This is a genomic window from Rhodospirillum sp. A1_3_36, from assembly GCF_047263945.1.
Lineage (GTDB): Bacteria > Pseudomonadota > Alphaproteobacteria > Rhodospirillales > Rhodospirillaceae > Rhodospirillum.
The window spans coordinates 1-21,591 of sequence record NZ_JBLAVB010000002.1; the positions used below are offsets into that span (position 1 = coordinate 1).

General features: G+C 58.8%; 23 protein-coding genes. 10 read left to right on the top strand and 13 right to left on the bottom strand.

The window, feature by feature from the left end:
* Window positions 1-609: 609 nt before the first annotated feature.
* The 4 genes from pyrF to ACLIRY_RS04650 all read left to right on the top strand — a co-directional run bounded on the left by pyrF (window position 610) and on the right by ACLIRY_RS04650 (window position 4,016).
* Window positions 610-1,359: an orotidine-5'-phosphate decarboxylase gene (gene pyrF, locus ACLIRY_RS04635; RefSeq protein ID WP_413204197.1), complete on the top strand. Its 750-nt coding sequence runs from the start codon at window positions 610-612 to the stop codon at window positions 1,357-1,359.
* Entirely contained in the window at window positions 1,356-2,033 is a 678-nt protein-coding gene (locus ACLIRY_RS04640) for a phosphoribosylanthranilate isomerase (RefSeq protein ID WP_413204198.1), read from the top strand. Before pyrF ends, ACLIRY_RS04640 begins: the two co-directional genes overlap by 4 nt.
* 4 nt (window positions 2,034-2,037) lie before the next feature.
* Complete coding sequence (locus ACLIRY_RS04645) at window positions 2,038-3,342, top strand: DUF3422 family protein (protein ID WP_413204199.1); 1,305 nt, start codon at window positions 2,038-2,040, stop codon at window positions 3,340-3,342.
* Window positions 3,343-3,494: 152 nt separating this feature from the next.
* Window positions 3,495-4,016 (top strand): molybdopterin-dependent oxidoreductase, encoded by a 522-nt coding sequence (locus ACLIRY_RS04650; protein ID WP_413204200.1) that lies wholly within the window; start codon window positions 3,495-3,497, stop codon window positions 4,014-4,016.
* Window positions 4,017-4,047: 31 nt separating this feature from the next.
* On the opposite strand, the gene ACLIRY_RS04655 is transcribed toward ACLIRY_RS04650, so the two are convergent.
* Complete coding sequence (locus ACLIRY_RS04655) at window positions 4,048-6,138, bottom strand: methyl-accepting chemotaxis protein (RefSeq protein ID WP_413204201.1); 2,091 nt, start codon at window positions 6,136-6,138, stop codon at window positions 4,048-4,050.
* 346 nt (window positions 6,139-6,484) lie between these two features.
* On the opposite strand from ACLIRY_RS04655, the gene ACLIRY_RS04660 reads away from it, so the two are divergent.
* From ACLIRY_RS04660 to ACLIRY_RS04685, 6 genes are all read left to right on the top strand, one after another.
* Complete coding sequence (locus ACLIRY_RS04660) at window positions 6,485-7,102, top strand: YqaA family protein (protein ID WP_413204202.1); 618 nt, start codon at window positions 6,485-6,487, stop codon at window positions 7,100-7,102.
* A 62-nt stretch (window positions 7,103-7,164) separates the two neighbouring features.
* Window positions 7,165-7,713 carry a disulfide bond formation protein B gene (locus ACLIRY_RS04665; protein ID WP_413204203.1) on the top strand — a complete coding sequence of 183 codons (549 nt, stop codon included), beginning with the start codon at window positions 7,165-7,167 and terminating at the stop codon, window positions 7,711-7,713.
* Window positions 7,714-7,789: 76 nt separating this feature from the next.
* On the top strand, window positions 7,790-8,455 hold the full coding sequence (locus tag ACLIRY_RS04670; RefSeq protein WP_413204204.1) for a demethoxyubiquinone hydroxylase family protein: 666 nt from the start codon (window positions 7,790-7,792) through the stop codon (window positions 8,453-8,455).
* Window positions 8,456-8,860: 405 nt separating this feature from the next.
* Window positions 8,861-9,250, top strand: a complete 390-nt coding sequence (locus ACLIRY_RS04675; RefSeq protein ID WP_413204205.1) for a group III truncated hemoglobin — start codon at window positions 8,861-8,863, stop codon at window positions 9,248-9,250.
* A gap of 221 nt (window positions 9,251-9,471) precedes the next feature.
* Window positions 9,472-10,528, top strand: a protein-coding gene (locus ACLIRY_RS04680) for an IS630 family transposase (RefSeq protein ID WP_413204206.1) whose coding sequence is annotated in 2 segments (ribosomal slippage) — window positions 9,472-9,950 and window positions 9,949-10,528 — 1,059 coding nt in all. Because the reading frame shifts where the segments join, the coding sequence is not laid out codon by codon here.
* Window positions 10,525-10,998 carry a transposase gene (locus ACLIRY_RS04685; protein WP_413204207.1) on the top strand — a complete coding sequence of 158 codons (474 nt, stop codon included), beginning with the start codon at window positions 10,525-10,527 and terminating at the stop codon, window positions 10,996-10,998. The genes ACLIRY_RS04680 and ACLIRY_RS04685 overlap by 4 nt, the downstream gene beginning before the upstream one ends.
* Here ACLIRY_RS04685 and ACLIRY_RS04690 read toward each other — a convergent pair.
* The 12 genes from ACLIRY_RS04690 to ACLIRY_RS04745 form a co-directional block, all read right to left on the bottom strand.
* The gene (locus ACLIRY_RS04690; RefSeq protein WP_413204208.1) at window positions 10,937-11,773 is read right to left on the bottom strand and encodes a hypothetical protein; all 837 of its coding nucleotides are present in this window, start codon (window positions 11,771-11,773) and stop codon (window positions 10,937-10,939) included. The genes ACLIRY_RS04685 and ACLIRY_RS04690 overlap by 62 nt on opposite strands.
* Before the next feature lie 39 nt (window positions 11,774-11,812).
* Window positions 11,813-13,303: a helix-hairpin-helix domain-containing protein gene (locus tag ACLIRY_RS04695; RefSeq protein WP_413204209.1), complete on the bottom strand. Its 1,491-nt coding sequence runs from the start codon at window positions 13,301-13,303 to the stop codon at window positions 11,813-11,815.
* An 11-nt stretch (window positions 13,304-13,314) separates the two neighbouring features.
* Complete coding sequence (locus ACLIRY_RS04700) at window positions 13,315-15,228, bottom strand: protein phosphatase 2C domain-containing protein (protein WP_413204210.1); 1,914 nt, start codon at window positions 15,226-15,228, stop codon at window positions 13,315-13,317.
* Window positions 15,225-16,301 (bottom strand): TerY-C metal binding domain-containing protein, encoded by a 1,077-nt coding sequence (locus ACLIRY_RS04705; protein WP_413204211.1) that lies wholly within the window; start codon window positions 16,299-16,301, stop codon window positions 15,225-15,227. The genes ACLIRY_RS04700 and ACLIRY_RS04705 overlap by 4 nt, the downstream gene beginning before the upstream one ends.
* 9 nt (window positions 16,302-16,310) lie before the next feature.
* Complete coding sequence (locus ACLIRY_RS04710) at window positions 16,311-16,946, bottom strand: vWA domain-containing protein (RefSeq protein ID WP_413204212.1); 636 nt, start codon at window positions 16,944-16,946, stop codon at window positions 16,311-16,313.
* Between the two features lie 33 nt (window positions 16,947-16,979).
* A complete protein-coding gene (locus tag ACLIRY_RS04715; RefSeq protein ID WP_413204213.1) occupies window positions 16,980-17,615 on the bottom strand; it encodes a vWA domain-containing protein in 636 nt (211 codons plus the stop codon).
* Window positions 17,616-17,643: 28 nt separating this feature from the next.
* Complete coding sequence (locus ACLIRY_RS04720) at window positions 17,644-18,222, bottom strand: TerD family protein (RefSeq protein WP_413204214.1); 579 nt, start codon at window positions 18,220-18,222, stop codon at window positions 17,644-17,646.
* Window positions 18,223-18,281: 59 nt separating this feature from the next.
* Window positions 18,282-19,430 (bottom strand): TerC/Alx family metal homeostasis membrane protein, encoded by a 1,149-nt coding sequence (locus ACLIRY_RS04725; RefSeq protein ID WP_413204215.1) that lies wholly within the window; start codon window positions 19,428-19,430, stop codon window positions 18,282-18,284.
* Window positions 19,431-19,443: 13 nt separating this feature from the next.
* Window positions 19,444-19,713: a tellurite resistance TerB family protein gene (locus ACLIRY_RS04730; RefSeq protein WP_413204769.1), complete on the bottom strand. Its 270-nt coding sequence runs from the start codon at window positions 19,711-19,713 to the stop codon at window positions 19,444-19,446.
* On the bottom strand, window positions 19,661-19,813 hold the full coding sequence (locus ACLIRY_RS04735; RefSeq protein WP_413204792.1) for a hypothetical protein: 153 nt from the start codon (window positions 19,811-19,813) through the stop codon (window positions 19,661-19,663). The genes ACLIRY_RS04730 and ACLIRY_RS04735 overlap by 53 nt, the downstream gene beginning before the upstream one ends.
* Window positions 19,814-20,378: 565 nt before the next feature.
* Complete coding sequence (locus ACLIRY_RS04740; RefSeq protein WP_413204216.1) at window positions 20,379-20,960, bottom strand: TerD family protein; 582 nt, start codon at window positions 20,958-20,960, stop codon at window positions 20,379-20,381.
* Between the two features lie 10 nt (window positions 20,961-20,970).
* Complete coding sequence (locus ACLIRY_RS04745; RefSeq protein WP_413204217.1) at window positions 20,971-21,549, bottom strand: TerD family protein; 579 nt, start codon at window positions 21,547-21,549, stop codon at window positions 20,971-20,973.
* Window positions 21,550-21,591 lie beyond the last annotated feature (42 nt).

Consider the following 21,591-nt stretch of genomic DNA (forward strand, 5'->3'; position numbering starts at 1 on the left):
ACTCCCTTTTTTCTGTCCCGCCCAACCCCTCTTCCGGTCCCCGAAGGAAGCGGTGGCACATCCGAAAATAATGCCAATTCAAGGAATTAAACAAAACCAGCCAGGGAGAAAACCCGGCCCCAACAAAACCAACGCTCCGTCGGGAGGCCGGGTTCTATAGACCCAAACCCACCCCGTCAATCGGAAAAGATAAAATCCCTCCAAATTTACCGGAAACCGGAGAGGGGTACCGTTCGACGGAAGACTGTTCCTGGCTCCAGGCGCTCTCGAGCCTCACCCTTAAAACAGGCCAAGCGTCTGCTTGGTCGAGTCCGAAGAAGAGTCGAAGCACTGAGCACATGTTGGACAACAGGGCGGCATCTTGTGCTCTCCTGGCACTTCTTGAGGCGCCTGACTTATGCAACAATGTGAAACTGCGAAGCCGCTCTCGACGACAGGCGATACAGACAGTTTCTAGAGTGCTTTTGAAGACGAAATTCGATAGGAGCAGACTCCTTCACTTTGCACATGGGATGCCCCCTTCACGGGCCTTTCGCTGGAGATCCCCATCTCGATAGACTAAAGTCCAAATAACGATCTTCTCAGCAATATGTTAGCGATATCACCATCATGGCACGCTTCAGTGAAAACCCGGTCTTCGTCGCGCTGGATACCGTCAAGGTCAGCGATGCAACAACGATGGCCTCCCGCCTCCAAGAGGAGGTCGGAGGAATCAAACTTGGTTTGGAATTCTTCACCCGGAACGGCCATAGGGGCGTCAAGGAAGTCAAGAAGGCCAGTGGCCTTCCCCTCTTCCTCGACCTGAAGTTCCATGACATCCCCAATACCGTTGCTGGTGCGGTACGGGGTGTCATGCCCCTGGCACCCGCAATCCTCAATGTCCACGCCGGAGGAGGACGGACCATGATGGCAGCGGCTCGTGCCGCCGCGCTGGAGGAGGCTGATGTACTGGGAGTCGCTCCCCCCAAGCTGATCGCCGTCACCGTCCTGACCAGCATGGATGACGCGGACCTGACCGATACGGGTATTACCCATGGGTCTGTGGATCAGGTGCGCCGACTGGCCGCGCTGACCAGGGATGCCGGACTGGATGGGGTGGTTTGCTCCGCCCAAGAGGCCAAGACCCTACGCGCCGATTTGGGTTCGGATTTCTTGCTGGTGACCCCAGGTGTGCGCCCCACTTGGGCCGTTGCCGGGGATCAGAAACGGGTTGTCACCCCCCATGACGCGATGGCCGATGGGGCTGACATTCTGGTCATCGGTCGCCCGATCACCGGCGCCAACGATCCCATCCAGGCCGCCCGCCTGATCGCCGGAGAGCTGGAAGGCCCCCACCCCGAAATGGAGCCATCCCGATGAGCCGCCCCCGCAAGAAAAAGTCCGGCCCGCTGATCAAGATCTGCGGCCTCCGCTCGGAGGACGGCCTCGATGCCGCCCTGGCCGAGGGAGCGGACATGATCGGCATGGTCTTCTTTCCCCCCTCACCCCGGAACATTTCCATAGAGGCCGCAGCGGACCTGCTGGACATGGTGCCTCATGCCGAAGACGGCGGCCCCCTGCGGGTGGGGCTTTTCGTTGATGCCGACGATACCGCCCTTGACGCCGTCATCTCCCGCGTGCGGCTCGATATGCTGCAGTTCCATGGTCAAGAGCCTCCCGAACGCTTGGACTGGGCGCACCTGGAATATGGCCTCCCCATCATAAAAGCCCTACCCATTTCCAACGCCCAGGACCTGGAGCGGGCCAAGGACTATGCCGACTGTGCCGATCAGCTTTTGCTCGACGCCCGCCCGCCCGCCGGATCCGATCGTCCCGGCGGTCACGCCACGGCCTTCGACTGGTCCCTGCTGGACGGTTGGGAGTCTCCCCTGCCCTGGATCCTCGCAGGCGGACTGACTCCGGAGAACGTGGCCGAGGCGATCAAACGCACCAAAGCCCCAGCCGTGGATGTCTCCAGCGGCGTGGAAAGCGAACCGGGCGTCAAGGACCCCGCCCGGATCTCCGCCTTCATCAATGCCATTCGGAGCGCCTGATACCATGGTTGCCCCCCCCTTTCCTGAGCATCCCCTCAGGGAGACCCTGGCCAACGAGTTACACACCCGCCCTTCGGAGGCCATAGAGGCCCCCGCCCAGTTGACCCATCTGGCGGTTATGTTCAGTGACCCGGAGGCCATGGCCAGGCACTTGGCAGCCCTGTGCGCCAGGTTGGGGGGAGCGGCGCCTGCCCCCGGGGCCAGCCATTTTGCAGGGGATATCGGGGCGCTCCGGGTCCGCTATGAGCAACATACGGAGTTCTGCTCCCTGACCTTTATCCGCCGTGGCATGGGCGGCGAATTCCCCTTCGAAAAACCGGTCCTGTCCGAACTGCCCGAGGAATGGCTCGCCAGTTTGCCCGGAGAAGTTCTGACCGGCGTCCATCTGGTTCTGCAAAGCCGTCATGAAATCGAACATCCGCCCGAAGACCTCAGCCTGCGCCACTTTGCGGGCAACCAGGTGATCGGATCCTATGTCGGGGGCGGTGCCGGGAAGGCCTATTCCGACCTGCGGATGCACGGGGACCGGTGCAATCGGATCCTCCTGCGCGATATCGACCTCAATCCCCGACATGCCGGACGCATTGTCCAGCGCCTGTTGGAGGTGAACACCTACCGAGCTCTGGCTCTGCTCGCCTTCCCCGAAGCCCGAAGCGCCAGCGCAGCCCTGCGTAAGGTCGATACGGCCTTGGCTGACCTGTCAGCCCGCATGGCCGATCCAAGCTCGCCCGAATCAGACGCGCATTTGCTGTCCGAGCTGTCCACCATGACGGCGGAGGTCGAAGCCATTGCCGCCTCCCGCGGATACCGGCTTGCCGCGTCACGCGCCTATTACAAATTGGTCCAAAGGCGACTGGAGGAATTGCGCGCCGAACGACTGGAAGGCCTCATCACCTTCTCAGGATTCCTGGAGCGACGCCTGGCCCCGGCCATGGCCACCTGTCAATCGGTCACCGTGCGGCTGGAGGAACTTTCTGTGCGCTGTGCCCGGTCCGCAGCCCTATTGCGCGCACGGGTGGAGGTCGACCTTCAGGCCCAGAACAAGGATCTGTTGGCCAGCATGGATCGCCGGGCCAAAGTGCAATTGCGTCTGCAAGAAGCCGTCGAGGGACTGTCCGTCGTCGCCATCAGTTATTATCTGGTCGGACTGGTGGGCTATCTCGCCAAAGGCGCGAAGGCCGCCGGGTTGTCCATTGGCGGCGCGAAGGTGGACAGTGGACTGGTGACCGGCATCGCGGTCCCCATCGTGGTAGCCCTGGTATTCCTGGGCCTCCGCAAGGCCAAAAAGGCTTTAAGTCACGAAAAATAGCGCTCTTTTTCCCACTTGGCGGAACGTCTCCTGCGCCGCACCGCAAAGCAGCCTCTTGGCAGAGGGGCGGAGAAAACTGTACCGCCGGACAGGCCCCGCCTTCATACTCCCTTTTTCCGGTCTCTCATCCCCGCCTTGGAAAGAAACATCCCATGCTCCAGACGATGGCCCGTCTTCTGACGTTGTTTCCGCAGCTGGCTTCGGGATTGGTCTTGACCTGCCTGCTTTGCTTGGGCGCCCCCCTGTCCCCGGCCTGGGCCGACCAACCGATTCTAAGTGTCGCGGGTCCCCTCGACCAGGGAGAGCCCGCCACCTTCTCCTTGGCTGATTTGAAAGCCCTGGGGATGCAGACCATCACCACGACGACACCATGGACCGGTGATGAAACCCCCACATTCACAGGCCCCCTGCTTCGGGATGTCCTCGCAGCAGCGAAAGAAGCCGGTCGCAGACTGACCGTTACCGCCAAGGACGGCTATTCGGTGCAAATTCCCTTCATGGACGCAGCGGATTGGAACGTGATCCTGGCCATCGAAATGGACGGCGCCCCCCTGGACCCAACGACCTATGGCCCCGCATGGGTGATCTATCCCTATGATACCAATCCGATCCTGATTACCGACCTTTATCAGGAACGCTCCATCTGGAAGGTCGTCCGCATCGACATGGAGTAAGGACGTGGAGTAAATGGGTCGGGACTGCCCCTTATGCCGCTGGCCGATCCTCGCCCCGAATGTGCCCCAGGAAGGCATCCAGTTCCTTTTCCAAGCTCGCTGTCTGGCCGCTGAGACGGGCAGCGGTCTCCCCAACTTCCTCCGCAGACCCCGCAGAGCGCGCCATGGACCCGCCCATGTCCTGAAGGTTTCCTGTCACCGTATCCATCTTGCTTGCCGCCCCATCAAGGGCCCGGCCAATGCTTCCCATGGCTTGCTCTTGGTTGCCCATCGCCTCTGACAGGGCCTCGGTGATGTCGTGGGCTCTGGTCACCTCTTCGGCGACGGTGGCAATCCCATCAACGGTGCGGCGGATCTCGGTGCGAATGCTCTGGACCTGGGTGGCAATTTCCTCCGTCGCCCGGTTGGTCTGAGACGCGAGCCCCTTGACCTCGCCGGCGACGATCGCAAACCCCTTGCCCGCGTCGCCCGCCCGGGCGGCCTCGATGGTCGCATTCAACGCCAAAAGGTTGGTCTGGGCGGCAATGGCAGTGATCAGATCAACGACTTCGCCAATTCGCACCGCCGCGTCGGACAGAGCCGAGACCCGGGAATTGGAATCCCGCGCGCCAACCAGAGCCCGGTCAATGGCCGTCTCGGATTCCGCCAGATGCTCTCGCACCTTCCCCGCCGTATGGGCCAAGCTATCGGCGTTTTTAACCACCTCAGCCATGGTCCCAGCGGCCTCGGCGATCAATTGGGATACGCCCCGCCCCACCGCATGGGTTTGATGGGCATCGCCAACCATGCGTTTGCCTTTTTGGTCAATGACCGTCGCGGCCTCACCCAGGTCTCGGGCCATACCGCGCACGCTGCGTTCGAAATCATCGGCCAGTTCCAGAAGGACCTGTCGGCGTTTGCGTTCGGACTCCTCTTCCTGGCGGATGCGATCCGCCTGAAGACGCTCCACCTCTGCCGCGTTCCGCTTGAACACAGAAATCGCTTCGGCCATACGACCAATTTCGTCCCGCCGCCCCAGGCCGGGCACCTCCACATCCTGTGCACCTTCGGCCAAGGCGCGCATGGCCGTCTCGATACGACCAATGGGCCGATAGATGGACCGCGCCACGAGAATGGAGGCGCCAATCAACAGGGTGAGAAGCAAACCGCCGACGATGTAAAGGAACAGCAGCATGTCAGCCCGAACCTTTTCATAGGCCTGTTGGGCAATCCCCAAGTCCCGGTCCGAGAGGTCGGCCAACGACTGTAGGGAGGTCGCGAAGTCCGTGAAGGTTGCCTCCATGGCGTCTGACGCAGCGGTCTTGAGGTTCACTGCCTCGATATAACCCTTCAAGGATTTCACATAGGTCGACAATGCCGTGGAGAAGCGCAGCCCCGTATCCCCATCAAAGGGACCACCCATCAGCGCGAAGTCGAATTCATTTGCCGCCTTTCGCAAGCGTCCCAGGGTTTCATCATCCGGGCTCATCAGAAAGGCCTGCTCGAACCGCTTCAGACCGGAAAGCTTGCCCATGATCTGACCCACATTGGGCCACTGAGCCAGTTCCACCTCGATGTCGCGAATGGTTCCCTTCAGAGCCGCGCGCAGTCCTTCGTCATCGGTCAGCCCAACCTGATCGGTCGCCGCCACATAGGCTGCCATTTGGGTCGACAACGCGCCCGTCGCCTTCCGTAGACGACCCAAGGTTCCGGTCATTTCGGCACCCAGGCCCGCCTCCTCCGACAAACTTTCAATTGTGTCCAAATAGGACCGGGTTCCATCGATCAGATCAGAGAACCGGTCAACCGAGGCCTCCCGTTTCTGGGCGTAGCCGGCCTTGGCCAAACGCAATTCCATCAGATAGAGCTCGGTCTGCTTAATCATCAGATCCAGATCACGGAAGACGGATCGCCGTTCCGCAGCCACTTGGCCCGCGTTGTCACTGATGAAGTGGATGGTCACCGCGCCGCCAAAGGCCAGAACGCCAATCAGCACCAAAACGACGATCCGAACGCCGATGGGGACCTGGCCGATTCGACGCACCCACACCAGGGCTGAAACCAACGCCCCTCCATCGGTCCGCCCCATCCATTCCAAGCCAGGATCCGCGTCCCGTCCTTGTTCCAAGCCCAGATGTGTCATAGTTCCTCCAACAGATCGAACCAGAGGTCGCTCACCCCTGTTCCGCAGCGGCGAACGCTATCACCCGACGCTTCGACAAGAAGACGACAATTCGGTGAAATGTCGCTTCCAGTTTGTAACGAATCCTCGGTGTTTTCGAATAGCCCCCCGCAAACCTCTGTCACTTTCTGTCAAAACGGGCTGGAACGCTTTGCTTCAGGATGAGAGACGACACCGGTATTCAAAATGGGCTGGAACACCTTGCGTTAAGACCGGCTGTGGCGCCTTGCGTCTAGACGGACCGCTTGGTAAACGAAGCGAGCCGCGCCAATGGGGCACGGACGTCGCTCAAGGAACAGGCCCCCTCATGACCGCCGCCTCCCCCCAGCCGAACGCCTCGCCGCTGCGCCGCCTGTACGACTGGACCATGGAGAAGGCCAGTGGTCCTAACGCCCTTTGGATCCTGGCGGTGGTCGCCTTCGTCGAAAGCTCTATTTTTCCCATTCCTCCGGATGTTCTCATCATCCCCATGGTCCTCGCTGCCCGCAAAAGGGCTTGGTTGATCGCAGGGTTGTGTACCGTCGCCAGCGTCCTCGGTGGCGCCTTGGGGTACGCGATTGGCGCCTTTCTTTGGGAGTCCATCGGCTCGCCTGTCATGGATTTCTATGGCTATGCCGATAAATTCGCGATGTTCCAGGAGTGGTACCAGGAATGGGGCGCCTGGATTGTGGGGGGCGCGGGCTTGACCCCCTTCCCTTACAAGGTGGTCACCATCTCCAGCGGCGCGGTCCACCTGGACTTCATGGTCTTCATGGTCGCTTCAATCCTGTCCCGGGGGGTGCGTTTCTTCCTGGTGGCGGGCCTGCTGTGGTGGTTTGGAGAGCCCATTCGGACCTTCATTGAAAAGAGACTTGGCCTTCTTACAGCCGTATTCTTCGTGCTACTCCTGGGTGGGTTTGTTGCCCTGAAGGTCCTGGTGCACTAAACACCGCAAGTCCAAAACCATCTGCCAGATCGGGTCGCCGATCCCATGCGCTGGAGCGCCTCATGTCCGAAATGCCGGTCTCACAGTCTTCCCGTCCCATGTCGCCCCGTGTGGTCGCGCTGGGCCTGCTCCTGGCCAGCGCAAGCGCCCTGTTGGCCGCCCTCTATGCCCAATTCGCCTTGGGTCTGGATCCTTGCATTCTCTGCCTCTATCAGCGAATTCCCTATGTGGCGGTAGCCCTTTTGGCTGCCTTGGCCTTCCAACCCAATCTATCGTCCAAGTGGCGCGGTGGTGCTCTAGCCCTTTGTGCCCTCGCCCTTCTGATCAATGCGGGAATTGCCTTCTTCCACGTCGGCGTAGAATACCATTGGTGGCAAGGAACGGCCTCCTGCGGTACAGCGCCCTCGGCCAGTGGCGTGACCAGTCTAGCGGATCTGCGCGCCGTCATGTCCGCACCCGCTCCAGACCTGCCCCGTTGCGATGAACCGGCTTGGTCATTGTTCGGTATCACCATGGCCGGATATAATATGCTTGTTTGCCTGGGCCTCGGTCTGTTGACCGCCGCCCTGGTGTGGCGTGGTCGGTGGTGGTCAGGACAGGCGTCGTCATAGGAGGCGCTGCCCGCTCTCCCGCCGAGCCCACCGGTTCCTCCTAAGCCAGCGGATTCAGTCGAAAAGGAAGCCGCCCGTGACCCATAAGATGTCCCCGCGTGCCCGCACGCGTCCGCATGACACCCGCCCCCGGTCCGAAGTGCCCGTCTATCTCCCCTCAGAGGAGGACACCGCCCGCCACGTCACGGGCAAACGCACCGGTCAGGGCCATTATGCCGGCAACCTGTCGCGAGAGGACCTGTTGAAGCGAATCGCGCGCGTGGATCAGGCCGGTGAATATGGAGCGGTCCGTATCTATCAAGGGCAACTCGCGGTCCTGGGCAACAAATCCGCCAATGTGGGCGTCCTACGGCATATGCTCGAGCAAGAAGAGGAGCATCTCGCCACCTTTGACAAGGAACTGCTCAAGCGCCGTGCCCGGCCGACTCTGATGACCCCGATCTGGCATGCGGCCGGTTTCGCTCTGGGTGCCGGAACAGCGCTCATCGGTGAGAAAGCTGCAATGGCTTGTACGACGGCGGTGGAAGAGGCCATCGACGAACATTACCAAGCCCAATATGAGCAGATTGGCGACGACGAGCTTCCCCTGAAGGCGACCATTGCCAAATTCCGGGAAGAGGAACTGGAACACCGGGACATCGGCTATGCCAATGGTGCCGAGGAAGCGCCGGCCTTTCCCCTGCTCTCCGGTGCCATCAAAGCCGGAACCAAGGTCGCCATATGGCTTTCCGAACGGATCTAGAGTGAAACGGGATCAGCTTAAGTCAAGTTGGCCCAGTTTCACTCTGAATCTATAAATTTTGGAGGCGCTTCGAGACCAAGTTAGGCCATGAAACATGGTACGTGACAGGGAGTGTTTTCCCGTCACGGGGCTTTGCCCCGTCCCCCCCTCTTTGGCGAGGCTGGGGCCGAAAGGCCCCAGACCACGGGCCATTAAAAATTGGGGGTTTGGGGGGGCATTTGCCCCCAAATGGGCTTGGGCTATATCGCCCAAAAAGACGGTGCACTGTCGTGTACCATGGCCCTGAAATGGCCCAACTTGATCTCGGAACACTCTAACCAAACGGACGCTCCCTTTTTTCCCTATGCCGCAACGCAGAATGGGGAATAATGGGGCTGGGGAACAGCTTTTCCGATTGGGGGTAAGATGACCGAAGAGAATGAAGCGCGCATGGTCGCGCTGGTTGATCGCTTTTATGACCTATGCGACCAGGATCCAAATCTCGGCCCGTTCTTCCGGGCCGCCATTCCTGATATGCCCGAGCATAAAAAGACTGTGGTGGATTTCTGGTCTCACCAGATCCTGGGAACGGGTCGTTACAAAGGCAGTGTTTTCGCCGTCCATATGAACCGGAACATCACGCCAGACCAGTTCGACCTTTGGCTCGGTCGTTTTGAGAAGGCTGCGGAGGAGACCCTCACTCCGGAACAACGGGCCCGAGCCATGGCCAAAGCCCGGCATATGACCCAATCCATCCGCATGGGACTGTTCCCCTTCCACGGAATGGACGCCGTCGCCTGTGAAAAAGGGAGCTGATCATCGCTTCAAGGGGAGGCATGGAGCGCCCTTTTCATTCCGAGGGGTCGGTAACGGATCAGAGCCATCTCAAGGATCCTGGCAAACAAATGTGCCAGCCAAGCCAGGATAATACCAGCGACCGGACCTGATGACTCTTGCTTGGGCTTGGGCGTGGGCTTGCCCTGGCCGGTTCGGTTGTGATTCTCTCAAGCAACTGGATCGGTGGGGAGAATTGAGAGATGCCAGTGGCCATCACACGTTTGGATCTGTCGGCGGCTGACCTGCGGGCTCAGGCGTGCCGGGTGGGCGATGTGGCGCAAGCACGCCGGATGTTGGCGATCGCACTGGTGATCGAGGGAGCGTCTCGGACCCACGCGGCCGAGGCAGGTGGGATGACCCGCCAGACCCTGCGCGATTGGGTGCATCGTTACAACGCGGAGGGGGTCGCCGGGCTCACGGATCGTCCGCGCTCTGGGCGCCCGCCTCGGCTGAAGGAAGCGCACCTCGAAAAGCTGGACGCCCTTGTCGAGGCCGGCCCCGACATCGCCGAACATGGCGTTGTGCGCTGGCGCCGCGTGGATTTGCAGGCCGTCATCGCCAAGGATTTCAAGGTAGAGCTGTCCGAGCGTCATGTCGGGCGAATTCTGCATCAACGCGGATTTACCCGGCTGTCGGCGCGCCCGCGCCATCCGAAAACGGACGAAGGCGCCAGGAGACGTTCAAAAAAACTTCGCCGACAGGGTCGCCGCGGCGCTCCCGGCCAGCGTCAGGGGCAAGCGCATCGAGGTCTGGTTCCAGGATGAGGCCCGGGTCGGTCAGAAAGGAACCCTGACGCGCCTGTGGGCACGGCGCGGCTCTCGGCCCCGTGCCGTGCGCGATACGCGCTACCAATCGGCCTACATCTTCGGTGCCGTCTGCCCGGCCCGGGGCGTCGGTGCCGCCCTCGTCATGCCACGCGCCGACACCGAGGCCATGACCAAGCACCTGGCCGAAATCTCCCGGCATGTGGCCGAAGATGCTCACGCCGTCGTCGTGCTCGACGGCGCCGGCTGGCATGGCAGCGATGATCTTGTCGTTCCTGAAAACACGACGTTGATCGAACTGCCACCCTATAGCCCCGAACTCAACCCAGCCGAGAATATCTGGGAATACCTGCGAAAAAACAAACTCGCCAACTGCCTCTACGACACTTACGAGGACATCGTTGACGCCTGTTGCGCCGCATGGAACGCCCTCATCGCGGACCCGGCTCGAATCACATCCATCGCCAGCCGTGATTGGGCTAACCTGTCATGACTTCTGACCGCTGGTATAAGAGCATCGGAGAGGAGTTGCGCGCGGTCTGGAACGCCAAGGATCTGGTCAGCGCCCAAACCGAACTGGCCGACTTGGTGGCGCACTATCGGGAAAGCGCCCCCAGATTGGCTCGATGGCTGGAAGAGAATATTCCTGAAGGGCTCGCCGTCTTCACCTTGCCGAACAAGCATCGACGCCGCATGCGGACATCAAATCCCATCGAGCGCGCCGTCCAACAGGAAATCAAGCGAAGCACCAAAAAGGTCCGTGTCTTTCCGAACGAGGCATCCTCGCCGAGATCGACGAAGAGTGGCAAACAACCGACCGCGTCTACATCAACATGGAAATCACGGATGAGGGATAACACGAGATCCAATTTTACAGACAAAAGGTTGCTCAATCCAACATTTACTTGGACCGGACAACCACCCGTGCGTTGGAGACGTCAAAGCCATCGTCGATGGCAATAACACGGGATTTCTCGGTGGTCATGTCGAGAACCGTCACGTCACTCCCGGACAGCGAAACCTTGGCGAAGTGGGCCTTTGCCCCAGCCATTTCCGCTAGCCTCACGTCGGCATCCCCAGCGCAACCGAACAGCACAGGCTTGTCGCCCAGGGTGACAGTCAGGGTCCGCTCCTTCTCCAGCGTCAACCCCTTGGGCTTGATCGTCACTTCAAGCCAGGCATGGCGGAAAGCCGTTTCGGCGGTGGCAATGGCGAGACCAATGATCGCACTCGCGGTCGTCAACCCAATAGTCAGCCCGGCGCCGTGGATCACGGTATTGATCACATACATCAACGAACAGCCGATGATCGCCCCTAGGCCACCGGCAACACAAGCAGTTTTCAACTTAAGGTTTGGAACCACCTTGGCAATGGCGATACCGACAGCCACGCCTGACAGGCCCCAGCCGATAAAACGGCCCACGTCGCTGCTGACATTCAGAAATTTGGCGACCGGGAATCCGATATAGAAGGCCACAACGCTACCGAGAACTCCGCCGACGCCACCCACGATCACGGCTTTCATTAAATCGGCGGCGTTGAAGCCCTTGCCCGCGTACCGGCCTTGACCAAATGCGAGAAAAACCGCTGTCAGCATGCCATTAGCTCCGACCCCGACAACCCAGGTACCGAGGGCTGAATCTGGCTCCAACAAATGGTATAACAGGGCACTCATCAGGCCACCGACCGCGCCAAAAGCCACGAAATAGAAGCGCTTGTCAGATAACAAACCGGTCATGGTCCACTCCCCCTATAAGTTTTCCCCCATATACTGGGGTCAGCCTTTCACCAACTGCACCTGAATCAGCCTGCCACCTTCGTCGGCGGAAAGCAGGAACTGGGCTCCATCCGTCAGGGCCACATACCCACCGATCGGAACATCCTTCTTGGCGGCGACGTCCCGCATCTGGGGCATCCCCTCGTTCACAAGGACCCAGACACCATTGTAAAACTGGAAATAGCCAACGCGCTTTTTCTGATCCGGCGTCAGGTGTTCGTTCGGAAAGACCTTGCGGTTGACATGCCACGGGAATAGAGACTGCCCATCCCAGACCATGAGCCTGTGGTTGTCTGGCTGGTAGGAACCACTGTGGCGACTGGAATACAGATTGAGAACGGGCAGCGTGCCCTTGTAAACGGTGCCGCAAAAGGGACACTTCGGCTGGGTCGTATTATCAAACACATACCAGCCCATCTCGCATTTTGCCGAACAGGGTTGGACCATGTCGATCGTCCGTACCAGGGCATTCTCCCATTCCGACGGCGTCGGGCGGTTGTGCGGTTCGTGCAGCCCGTCCACGAAAGCTTTCCGGAACAGATCAGCGAGCAGATGCCCCGCGATGCCATACGGCATTTTAGCCGGGTCACCCCACGGCAACTGTGCCTTGGAGAGTTGGTCCGCCTTCACCCTATTGGACGTATCGGTCGGGTGCTCGACAAATAGGGCTTTCGTGCCCATGGCGAGTTCCTCGTCCTTGGTGGCGTCCATGTCATGCACCTTACCGCCCCTCAGGGGATGACGATAGAACAGGTACATGAAGATCAGGACAGCCAAAGCGTGCCTGTCAGTCAATGTGGACGGCAGCTTCCGATTGGAGTCGGATTTCTCCAGATGCTGGGTTGCGATAACCTCGGGGGCGATGAAATCTGGCGTACCAACCACGTCTGGAGGGAACTTTCCGGGGACGACCAACCCGTCGATATCAATCACGCAAGCCTCGCCCGAGGTTGGATCGACCAGGACGTTCTTGTAGCTGAGATCGGAATGGGCAAGGCCCGCCGCATGCAGGCGACGAACCGCGCGGCTGATCATCAAGCAGATGCGAAGATGGGTCAGCCAAGACCCCTTTTCCTCGGGAGCGAGGAACTTCGAGCGGTTAGAGGCACTGGCGAACCATTTTCCCTCTTTCTCCTTCCCCTTGATGCCCAGCATATCGTTACTGATGGATCCGTGAGAAAAGAAGAAATGCGAGCGATAAACCGGAACGACGACTCCCAATTTGCCGTCCTTTTCGACGATGCCGGTTGGCCAGCAGAACAGATTCTTCCAGTATTCGCCGCCTTCCTTTTCGAAGATGCCATTACGGTAAGCCCCAATGATGGCTTTTAGCCGTTCCTTACCCTGATAATCCAGCGCGTCGCGAAAGAAGGCGATGACGTAGGACCGGTCGGGGCTGAAGTAAACATCCTTCATGCCGCCCTGGGCAATGATCTCATCCACGTACTCGACCTGTTGCCCGTCTTGTGTAGTGAGCTTTATTGTGTTCATTCTATGCTCCTTCAGGGCACCAGAACCGCGATGGTTCGGTCGTCGTGGTTCCCGGGCGACCAGAAGTCCAACCATTCCAGGATTTGCCGTTCCATGTCCTCGTTTTCACGGGAGAAATTGACGGCCTCTGTCAGATCGTCGTTCCAGAAATCCATCCAACGGGCCGGATCGGCGAAGGCCACATCGGTCGGGAATTTGGGGTCGGAAATACCATCGGTCATCAAAGTAACCGCCGTGAATTCCTCACGGACATCAAAGAAGATCCTCTTCACCACATCCTCGAATCCGCCCGAGAATTCGGACTTTTGAAGGAACCGGGTCTGGCCAGCGAACTCTCCGCTATCGGGTTGCGTAAGGGGGGTCAGGGAGCCGTCTTGGACATTAAAAACTGCGGCCCCGCCGTCACCCACCGAGAATCCGGCGATGAACCATCCTTCCGGCACCTTGCGAACGACGCCGATAATCAGCGTGGTCGAGAACGCGGAAGCCTTTTCAGCCTTGACCGCAGCCTCTTCCTCGATCGCCTTGGCAGCATTGAACGCGACGGTGGCTAGGGATAGGTACAGTTGGCCCTTGATCCCCAAAGACGCATCCTCGTTGCCCTGTAAGTGGGCCGGAATAAGCTTTTCCAGATGCTCGGTAAGGTGGTCCTGAAGCAATTTTGGCAATTCGCCGAGAACACGATCGACGGCGATCTTTGACCCACGCCGGGAGTATTTCGCACTGCCCGCGCCGTCCGCCACGACCGCGATATGCCAGCCTTCCGGGCCGCTTTCCCAAAGGCCGAAATCATCATCGCGGAACGTGCCATCCTTGGCGTGAGAACGACCCCGCTTGCTCGCAGCCACGCAAAGCAGATCACCTTCCTTGCGATCGAACGCCTCGTCGGGCTTCCAATACGGATCACTTCGATCACTGTCTTTCGTGACCCAAAGCGACTTGGGATCCGGGATGACCGCGAGGTTGGCAACGATTTCGCATCGCCTGCCGAACAACAACCCCTGCAACCGGACAACGAAATCGCCACAGTTGGTGGGTATGCCCTTCAGGAGCCCGGAGGCCTCGTCCAGGGCCAGACCGCTGCCGCCGTCGTCTTGTAATTTCAGGTCCTTGAGCCCCTCCATTTCGACAGCCCCCTGGTAGGGCTCGTTAGCCTTGGCGTTTTTCAGATAAACCATCTTCTTGACGGTCTCTATGGGCATGATTCCCTTGGTCTCCGTTGCCGCGGGGCGAACAGGCGCTGCGGGAATGCCGCCCGGCTGGGGAGCGGAGAGAGCGGGAGTCGCCTCCCGCCGTGCGGAGGGCTTTGGCCCCGTCACGGGCCGCGCTCCCATTGCCGCCTCCGGTGGCGCCGCCGACCTGCCCCTGGTTGCGGGTTCCGATACCACCGTGGGACCAGTCCCCGTCGCGTGCCCTGGCTCCGCCGCCGGCTTTGGGGCATCGAAACCGAGTTGGGGAAGACCGCTGGCTTCATCCGCGTCGTCCCGCGAGGTTTCCCCTGTGGCGACGGCATCTTCCTCTGGGGGCAGGGAGGGCGTTTCAGCGGTCATGGAAAGCCTCGCGGGGGAATCAATGAAATTGACGGATGGCTCGAATTTTGTCGCCTCGTCCATCGGCGTGGGATCGGGAGGCAAGGATGGGGGCGGGCTCTCGGGTGGAGGATCTTTCGATGGTTGGTGCATCGGGTCTCCATTGGCCCCGTAAACAGGCGTCTCCCGTGCGACCGCGCGGTCCTCTTTCCTCTTGCGTCGATGATACGCGGCCATCCGGTCGAGGGCATAGAGGATCCGGCGATGATCCGACGGTAGCCCTTCGAAGCCGGGGTACTTGTCACCCGGATCCGGGACGTTTGCTTGGACCATCATATTGGCGAGTTCTTTGACCGCGTTTCCAACGGCCTTCTTGCCTTCAGAGTTGTCGGTCATCCTCGGCCCCGCCCTATGTCGAAGTGCTCGCCACTTTCCGAAATCGTGTACGTGGTCACCTGCCCGCACCAGGGGCAGGTGTGATCACCACCACCGTCAACGCAGTTAATCTTCCCACATTGGCACACCGCCATGGCAAACCGCGCTCCGCAATGCGGACAGTTTGGTTGCCCGATCAGATCACCGGAACTGACGGACTGCCCAGAGTCCCCGCTATCCGACAGTTCGAAATAGCTATTCTTCACTGGTGCGACCGCATCCAGGGCATAGCGGCGTGTCTGAAGCAGCTTGGACAGGACGGGATCACTGGTCTCGATCCGGCCCATATGGCGTTCGTACTTGACCACGTAGGGCAGGGCCTTTTTGGAGCATTTTCCTACGAAAACAGCGTAGCGGTCGTCGACACCCGCGAATGGGGTCAGGCCTTCGGCGTTTTCCACGGACTCAAGCAGTCCGGGTTCGGCCTTGGCCAAACTGACCTTTCCATCCTGCCCAGCGCTGACGCTGCGGCTTTGGCTTTGGATCGACATGGAGACCCATTTGACGAAGCGGGCGAAGGCATCATGGGCTGAATCATTGAAGACGATCACTTCATCGGTCAGCCGCTTCAACAGGGTATGGTCAGCTCCGCCCCCAATGGAGACGGCGACCATATTGACCCTGTTGCGATACGAACGGTTCCAACGGTCCAGCGCTTTCGAGGGGTCATCCGTCGGATGGCCATCGGTTAAAAGGAAGACGATGGGCCGCCAATCACCTTTGCGATTTGGCGTGGTCACCACCACCGTCCTGTCAATCTCGTCCATCAGATGGGACAAGGCCGCCCCCAAGGCCGTGCCACCACCGGCCGGAAGTTCCGGAGGGTAGAAGGCGACAAGCTCGGTCAACGGGACAACCGTCTTCGCCTTGCCAGCAAACGCAATCACCGACAGGAACGCGGTTTCAAGGGCATAAGGGTCCTTACGGAGAGTGGATACAATGGCGCCAATGCCCTCCTCAAGGCTGTACAGATTTTTGCCCACCATCGACTCTGAGACATCCACGAGGAAATAAATCGGTAACCGCCGCATCATTGGTCTCCCTCAAAGAACAACCTGAATTTGGGGTGGCGGCGGGGGTAGCTCCATGGTCGTGGCTGCCCCCACGGACCGGTTGCCCCCCGAGATCGCCGCAGTCACCCACTTGAAGAAACTCGTGAACCCCGCAGCATCCATTGTATCCAGGGACACCACATGGTCGCACAGGGGCTGAAGATCTTCCTTGCGGGCCTTTGGACCAGCGACACAACCAATCACGCTCGCGAATCCGATGGTCCGAATCTTCGGGCATTGCTCCTCGAAGAGCTGAATGTCCGAAGGCTTGCCATCCGTCATCACGAACAGATACGGCGCCCAATCGCCCTTCTCTTCCGCCGTCGTCAGCTTGATCTCCTGGCGGATCCGGGCACCCAGGGTCTCGAGGGCAAGCCCCAAGTGGGTCGGACCGGATTGGGGGGTGGAGATCACAGGCACCTGAAGCTCATCCAGGGCCGTTAGCGGCACCACCACCTTGGCGTCGGAGTCGAACGTGATGATGCTGACATACACGGTTTCTAGGGCATACGGATCCTGCCGCAGGGCGCTAACCATCACCCGGATACCCGTATTGGTCGCTTCGATCGGTTCGCCCCGCATGGAGCCAGACGTATCGAGCAATAGATAGACTGGAAGCCTTCTCACATTTCCCTCCCCTGTTTTCTTAGACGGCGGACATCACACCAGGGTGATCTGGGGCGGGGGCGGGGGCAATTCGCTGATCTCGCTGGATTCCGACTTGTTCAGATCGACCTTTTTGGACGAGGTCGAAATCGAAGCGGAAACCCACTTGAAGAACGCGCCGATGGTCGAGGAGTCGGCCGTATCGAGGGACACCACCACTTCGGTGATTTGCTTAAGGATCGACGTATCCGCCTGCGGACCGGCGGCGCAGGCAATCACCATTCCGGTCTTGGCCTTCCTGAATTCGGTAAGGCCCTTTTCCCAGTCGTCGGTCGGCTGACCGTCGGTCATGATGAAGATCAAGGGCTTCCAGTCTCCCTTCTCTTCGGCGGTGGTTTTTTTGACCTCGCGCTCAATGCACTCCTTCGTCACTTTCAAGGCATCGCCCAAGGAAGTGGTGGAGCCCGCTTCAATGGTCGGTGGTTGCATCACCATCAGTTCAGTCAGAGGAACGACCTGCCGTGCCTTCTCGTCAAACACGATAACCGAGAGGAAGGCGGTCTCAAGCGCATAGGGATCGGTTCGCAGGGTGCTCACCAACATCTGCATACCATTGCGAACGGCCTCAATCGGCTCGCCATGCATGGAGCCGGAAACGTCAAGGACAAGATAGACGGGAAGGCGACGCATCAATTTCTCTCCTACTTTCTAGATTACTTCAAGAAACGTTAATTCCGTACTGGGAACACATAGCCTCAAGGCCACCCGCGTAACCTTGACCAACAGCGCGGAACTTCCAGTCTTCGTTGTGACGGTAAACCTCGCCGAAGATCATCGCGGTTTCAGTCGAGTAATCCTCGGAAAGGTCGTACCGGGCGATTTCCTTATCCGTCTCGTCGTTGACAATACGAATGAAGGCGTTCTTCACCTGCCCGAAGTTCTGCATACGGCCCACGGCATCATGAATAGTCACCGTGATGGCGATGGTCTGGATATCTGCGGGCACAAGAGCCAGTTGGACCTTGATGGACTCATCATCTCCTTCGCCTTCCCCGGTCAGGTTGTCGCCCGTGTGTTCGACCGATCCATCGGCCGACTTCAAATTGTTATAGAAGATAAACGCATTGTCGTTCGGGACCTTACCGCCGGATCCCAACATGAATGCCGAGGCGTCCAGGTCGAAGTCGGCGCCATCCGTGGAACGGGCATCCCAACCAAGACCGATCAAGATCTTCTTAAGGCCGGGCTCGGTCTTGGACAGGCTGACGTTTCCACCCTTGCTCAATGAAATGGCCATTCTTTTCTCCTCTCGTTCGATTCAGACCGCGCCATCGTCCAATGGACGGAACGGCACGGTTAGTTCCCTTTCCCGCGATACATCCACGGTCGCGGTGCATGATGACGACGGGGCGATCTTCCTTCCGAGGGCCATGGCGGTCCGTACGAACAAGATGCGTCCTTTGGTTTGCGCTCGTCCAGGAGCTCTTCCACGTCGCCCAAGGCCTCCTTGTCCGGCCAGATAAGCGAACCAACCACCCCAACGACTAGGGTCCCTAGTACGATAATGAGGCTCGCGTTCGGGGCGATGTGCAGGAAATCCCAGCCAAAGACGTGCTCGCCCGATTGAAGTGTCAATTTCAAGGCGATGAAGAACAGCAGGGCGATAACCGCCTTCTCCAGGTGCACCAGGTAACGGGTCAAGGCCGCCAACAGGAAGTAAAGCGACCGTAGGCCAAGCACCGCGAAGATCATTGCCGCGTAGACAAGCAACGGTTCCTGGGTAATGGCAATGACCGCCGGGACCGAATCAAAAGCGAACATAATGTCCGAAGTCTCGATCGCCATCAGGCAGAGGAAGGCAGGGGTCGTGAACACCGCCGCGTCCTTCACGGTTCGGATGGTCGGGTCCGACTTGACAATGTCCTCCTTGATGGTGCGGGAGATGAAGAACCTTTCCGCATGCAGGCGAGGGAAGACCGGCATGATCTTCTCGGTCATCTTCACCGACCAGTGATGCGAGTAGTCCGTGATTTCTTCATCACCACCGCCTGAGCGAAGCATCTTCCAGCCTGACCAGGCAACAATCGCAGCGAAGACGAAGCCCACCCATGGGGCGAGGTGGAACAGCCCGGTGCCCACGACAACGAAGAGCGCCCGGAACACCAGGGCGCCGATAATGCCCCAATACAAAATACGGTGCTGAAGCCCCCCCGAGATCCCGAACGACGCGAAGATGGCCATGAAAACCATTAAGTTGTCCACGGACAGGGATTTTTCCAAAGCAACGCCCGCCAGGTACAAATCAGCCCAATGTTTGTCGAAGCGGATCCAAAGGTACCCGTAAAATGCGATTGCCAACCCGATCCAGAATGCAGACCAAAGGCTTGCATCGCCAATCGAAATTTCTTTGGTCTTACGGTGGGCGAACAGGTCCACGAAGACCGACAGGCCAATCGTGCCGCAGAAAATTGCAACCGTCTCGATCGGGAAACCGAAGTGTGCCATGGCAATAGTCACATTATACGTTAAAGTCGGAAGGATTAAGCTCAAGTTCGGAGCACATGCGCCGGACCACGGTCTTTTCCTGTTCGTCAAAATTACCGTCAGCGACACCGATTATTTTGTCGAATTCGAATTTTTCCCCGTACTTCTGAAAAATCTTGATGACGTCGCTCGAGTTAAAGACCCTGAGTTGTTCGGAAGATTTTAGATACCCCATCATCTTCTGCTTTTCCTCAGCGGAAACGTTGCCATCGGCGTAAGCGACCAGGGCGCATCCAGCGACCACCGCCTTCAAGAAGATCCTTGGACTTGAACTTGGTGATCTCGGCATTGAGCGTCTCCTGGGCATCGGTGATATTCTTCTTCAGCCATTCCGTGAATGACATCTCTGGATCGTTCGATCCATGGGGAGATGCCCGAGCGGAGGCTCCAGCCAATCACCTTGTCAACTTTCTGGCCTTCAAAGGAACCGCTCTACCCCGATCGCCTTCCGTATATTCCTCGTCACGCCCCCTCGGGACTCCCCTCGGCCTAAAGTCAGGAAAAGCTGTCTCGACAAACCCGTCCATCCAATTGATTAATCTATTGAACAGTGCTTCGAGGAGAACGCAGGCAAAAGGCGGGATCAGGGCTACGAACACTGACCCTGTAAGGAGGGGAGACTCTAGACGCAAATAGGATTCGTCCACGAGAGGAATCGCCAACGGAAAATAGAAGGCCCATTCCTCTGGTCATTCATTCCCTCGCTACTTATGATCGCAGATTGACCATGAAGCCAAGACGTACATTTAAATTCCGAATCGGACTTCTCTTTCTATCCACCGACATCCTTTTTTGCGGTCGCCTCCTGGATGAAGACGTCCGACACCGTGTTGAAGCCTCCCTATCCTCCTCCACTTCTCGTGATCCCCGAGTTTGTGACAGCCCAAGGGGCCGGTTCAGTTCACAGTCTTAGAGCACTGACCGAATGATCGGCATCATGTCGTGGAATGTACGACCAGTCGCCTTCTCGCCAACCGCATGGATCTTCCACTCGCCATTGTGTCGGTAGATCTTGGCCATCACCATCCCGGTGTGGGACCCAGATTCACTCAAGGTAAACTTGGCCAGTTCCTTCCCAGACACATCGTCAACAACCCGACAGTAGGCGTTGGCTACGGTATCGAAGGTCTGTCCGCGAAACGAATTCACTGTAAAGACCAGTGATTTGACGTTGGCTGGCAACTTGGACAGGTCAACTTTTATCGACTCGTCATCACCATCACCCGCGCCAGTCAGGTTATCGCCCGTATGGATGATCGCCCCGCCCACACCCTTAAGCTGGCGAAACCAGATCTCGTCCACGCTTTGACCGGCTTCGTCGAAAACCAGGCAGGACGCATCAAGGTCGATATCGCTATTGCCCCCGAAGATGCTTCCAAGCAGACCACGTTTCTTGGCGACATCCCAGCCTAGCCCCATGAAGATGCGGGTGAGGGACGCGCCGTTCTTAACCAAGCTGACCTTCTGGCCCTTAGTAAGAGATACGCTCATGATGGCCCCCTTAGCCGATGTTTACACCAAAACTTGGAGCTAGCGGATCAAGCCCCCCAGCGAATCCCTGACCTACGGCCTTGAACTTCCATTCACCGTTGTTGCGATAAATTTCGCTGAAAATTATCGCGGTCTCAGTGCTGAAGTCCTCGGACAGGTCGTAGCGGGCGATTTCCTTGCCGTCGGCCTTGTTCACAACGCGAATAAACGCATTGCTGACTTGGCCGAAGTTCTGCTTGCGCGCTTCCGCATCATGGATGGTGACCGAGAAAGCGGTTTTCTGAACATCAGCGGGGACCTTGCTCAAATCGATGGAGACCACCTCGTCGTCGCCTTCGCCCTCACCCGACAAGTTGTCGCCCTGATGGACGACCGATCCATCGACCGAAATCTTATTGTTATAAAAGATGAAATCCGCATCACTGCGGACTTTGCCCCCCTCGGCCAAAAGAAACACCGAGGCATCAAGGTCAAAAGACGATCCGTCGGTGACCCGGGCATCCCAACCCAAGCCGACATCGACGGTGGTCAGTCCAGGCGCCTCCTTGCTCAGGGAAACATTCCCGCCTTTGGACAATGAGACAGCCATTGGGCAACTCCGGCATCATCGATGAGAAGAGAAGAAGTGATT

Coding starts and splice junctions, on each gene's coding strand:
- ACLIRY_RS04720 (WP_413204214.1), bottom strand. CDS start 18,222: ATGGCCATTTCATTGAGCAAGGGTGGAAACGTCAGCCTGTCCAAGACC.
- ACLIRY_RS04650 (WP_413204200.1), top strand. CDS start 3,495: ATGCTCCAGACGATGGCCCGTCTTCTGACGTTGTTTCCGCAGCTGGCT.
- ACLIRY_RS04725 (WP_413204215.1), bottom strand. CDS start 19,430: ATGGCACACTTCGGTTTCCCGATCGAGACGGTTGCAATTTTCTGCGGC.
- ACLIRY_RS04665 (WP_413204203.1), top strand. CDS start 7,165: ATGTCCGAAATGCCGGTCTCACAGTCTTCCCGTCCCATGTCGCCCCGT.
- ACLIRY_RS04735 (WP_413204792.1), bottom strand. CDS start 19,813: ATGTCATTCACGGAATGGCTGAAGAAGAATATCACCGATGCCCAGGAG.
- ACLIRY_RS04715 (WP_413204213.1), bottom strand. CDS start 17,615: ATGCGTCGCCTTCCCGTCTATCTTGTCCTTGACGTTTCCGGCTCCATG.
- ACLIRY_RS04655 (WP_413204201.1), bottom strand. CDS start 6,138: ATGACACATCTGGGCTTGGAACAAGGACGGGACGCGGATCCTGGCTTG.
- ACLIRY_RS04675 (WP_413204205.1), top strand. CDS start 8,861: ATGACCGAAGAGAATGAAGCGCGCATGGTCGCGCTGGTTGATCGCTTT.
- ACLIRY_RS04700 (WP_413204210.1), bottom strand. CDS start 15,228: ATGACCGACAACTCTGAAGGCAAGAAGGCCGTTGGAAACGCGGTCAAA.
- ACLIRY_RS04705 (WP_413204211.1), bottom strand. CDS start 16,301: ATGATGCGGCGGTTACCGATTTATTTCCTCGTGGATGTCTCAGAGTCG.
- ACLIRY_RS04695 (WP_413204209.1), bottom strand. CDS start 13,303: ATGAACACAATAAAGCTCACTACACAAGACGGGCAACAGGTCGAGTAC.
- ACLIRY_RS04745 (WP_413204217.1), bottom strand. CDS start 21,549: ATGGCTGTCTCATTGTCCAAAGGCGGGAATGTTTCCCTGAGCAAGGAG.
- ACLIRY_RS04685 (WP_413204207.1), top strand. CDS start 10,525: ATGACTTCTGACCGCTGGTATAAGAGCATCGGAGAGGAGTTGCGCGCG.
- pyrF (WP_413204197.1), top strand. CDS start 610: ATGGCACGCTTCAGTGAAAACCCGGTCTTCGTCGCGCTGGATACCGTC.
- ACLIRY_RS04690 (WP_413204208.1), bottom strand. CDS start 11,773: ATGACCGGTTTGTTATCTGACAAGCGCTTCTATTTCGTGGCTTTTGGC.
- ACLIRY_RS04640 (WP_413204198.1), top strand. CDS start 1,356: ATGAGCCGCCCCCGCAAGAAAAAGTCCGGCCCGCTGATCAAGATCTGC.
- ACLIRY_RS04740 (WP_413204216.1), bottom strand. CDS start 20,960: ATGAGCGTATCTCTTACTAAGGGCCAGAAGGTCAGCTTGGTTAAGAAC.
- ACLIRY_RS04645 (WP_413204199.1), top strand. CDS start 2,038: ATGGTTGCCCCCCCCTTTCCTGAGCATCCCCTCAGGGAGACCCTGGCC.
- ACLIRY_RS04660 (WP_413204202.1), top strand. CDS start 6,485: ATGACCGCCGCCTCCCCCCAGCCGAACGCCTCGCCGCTGCGCCGCCTG.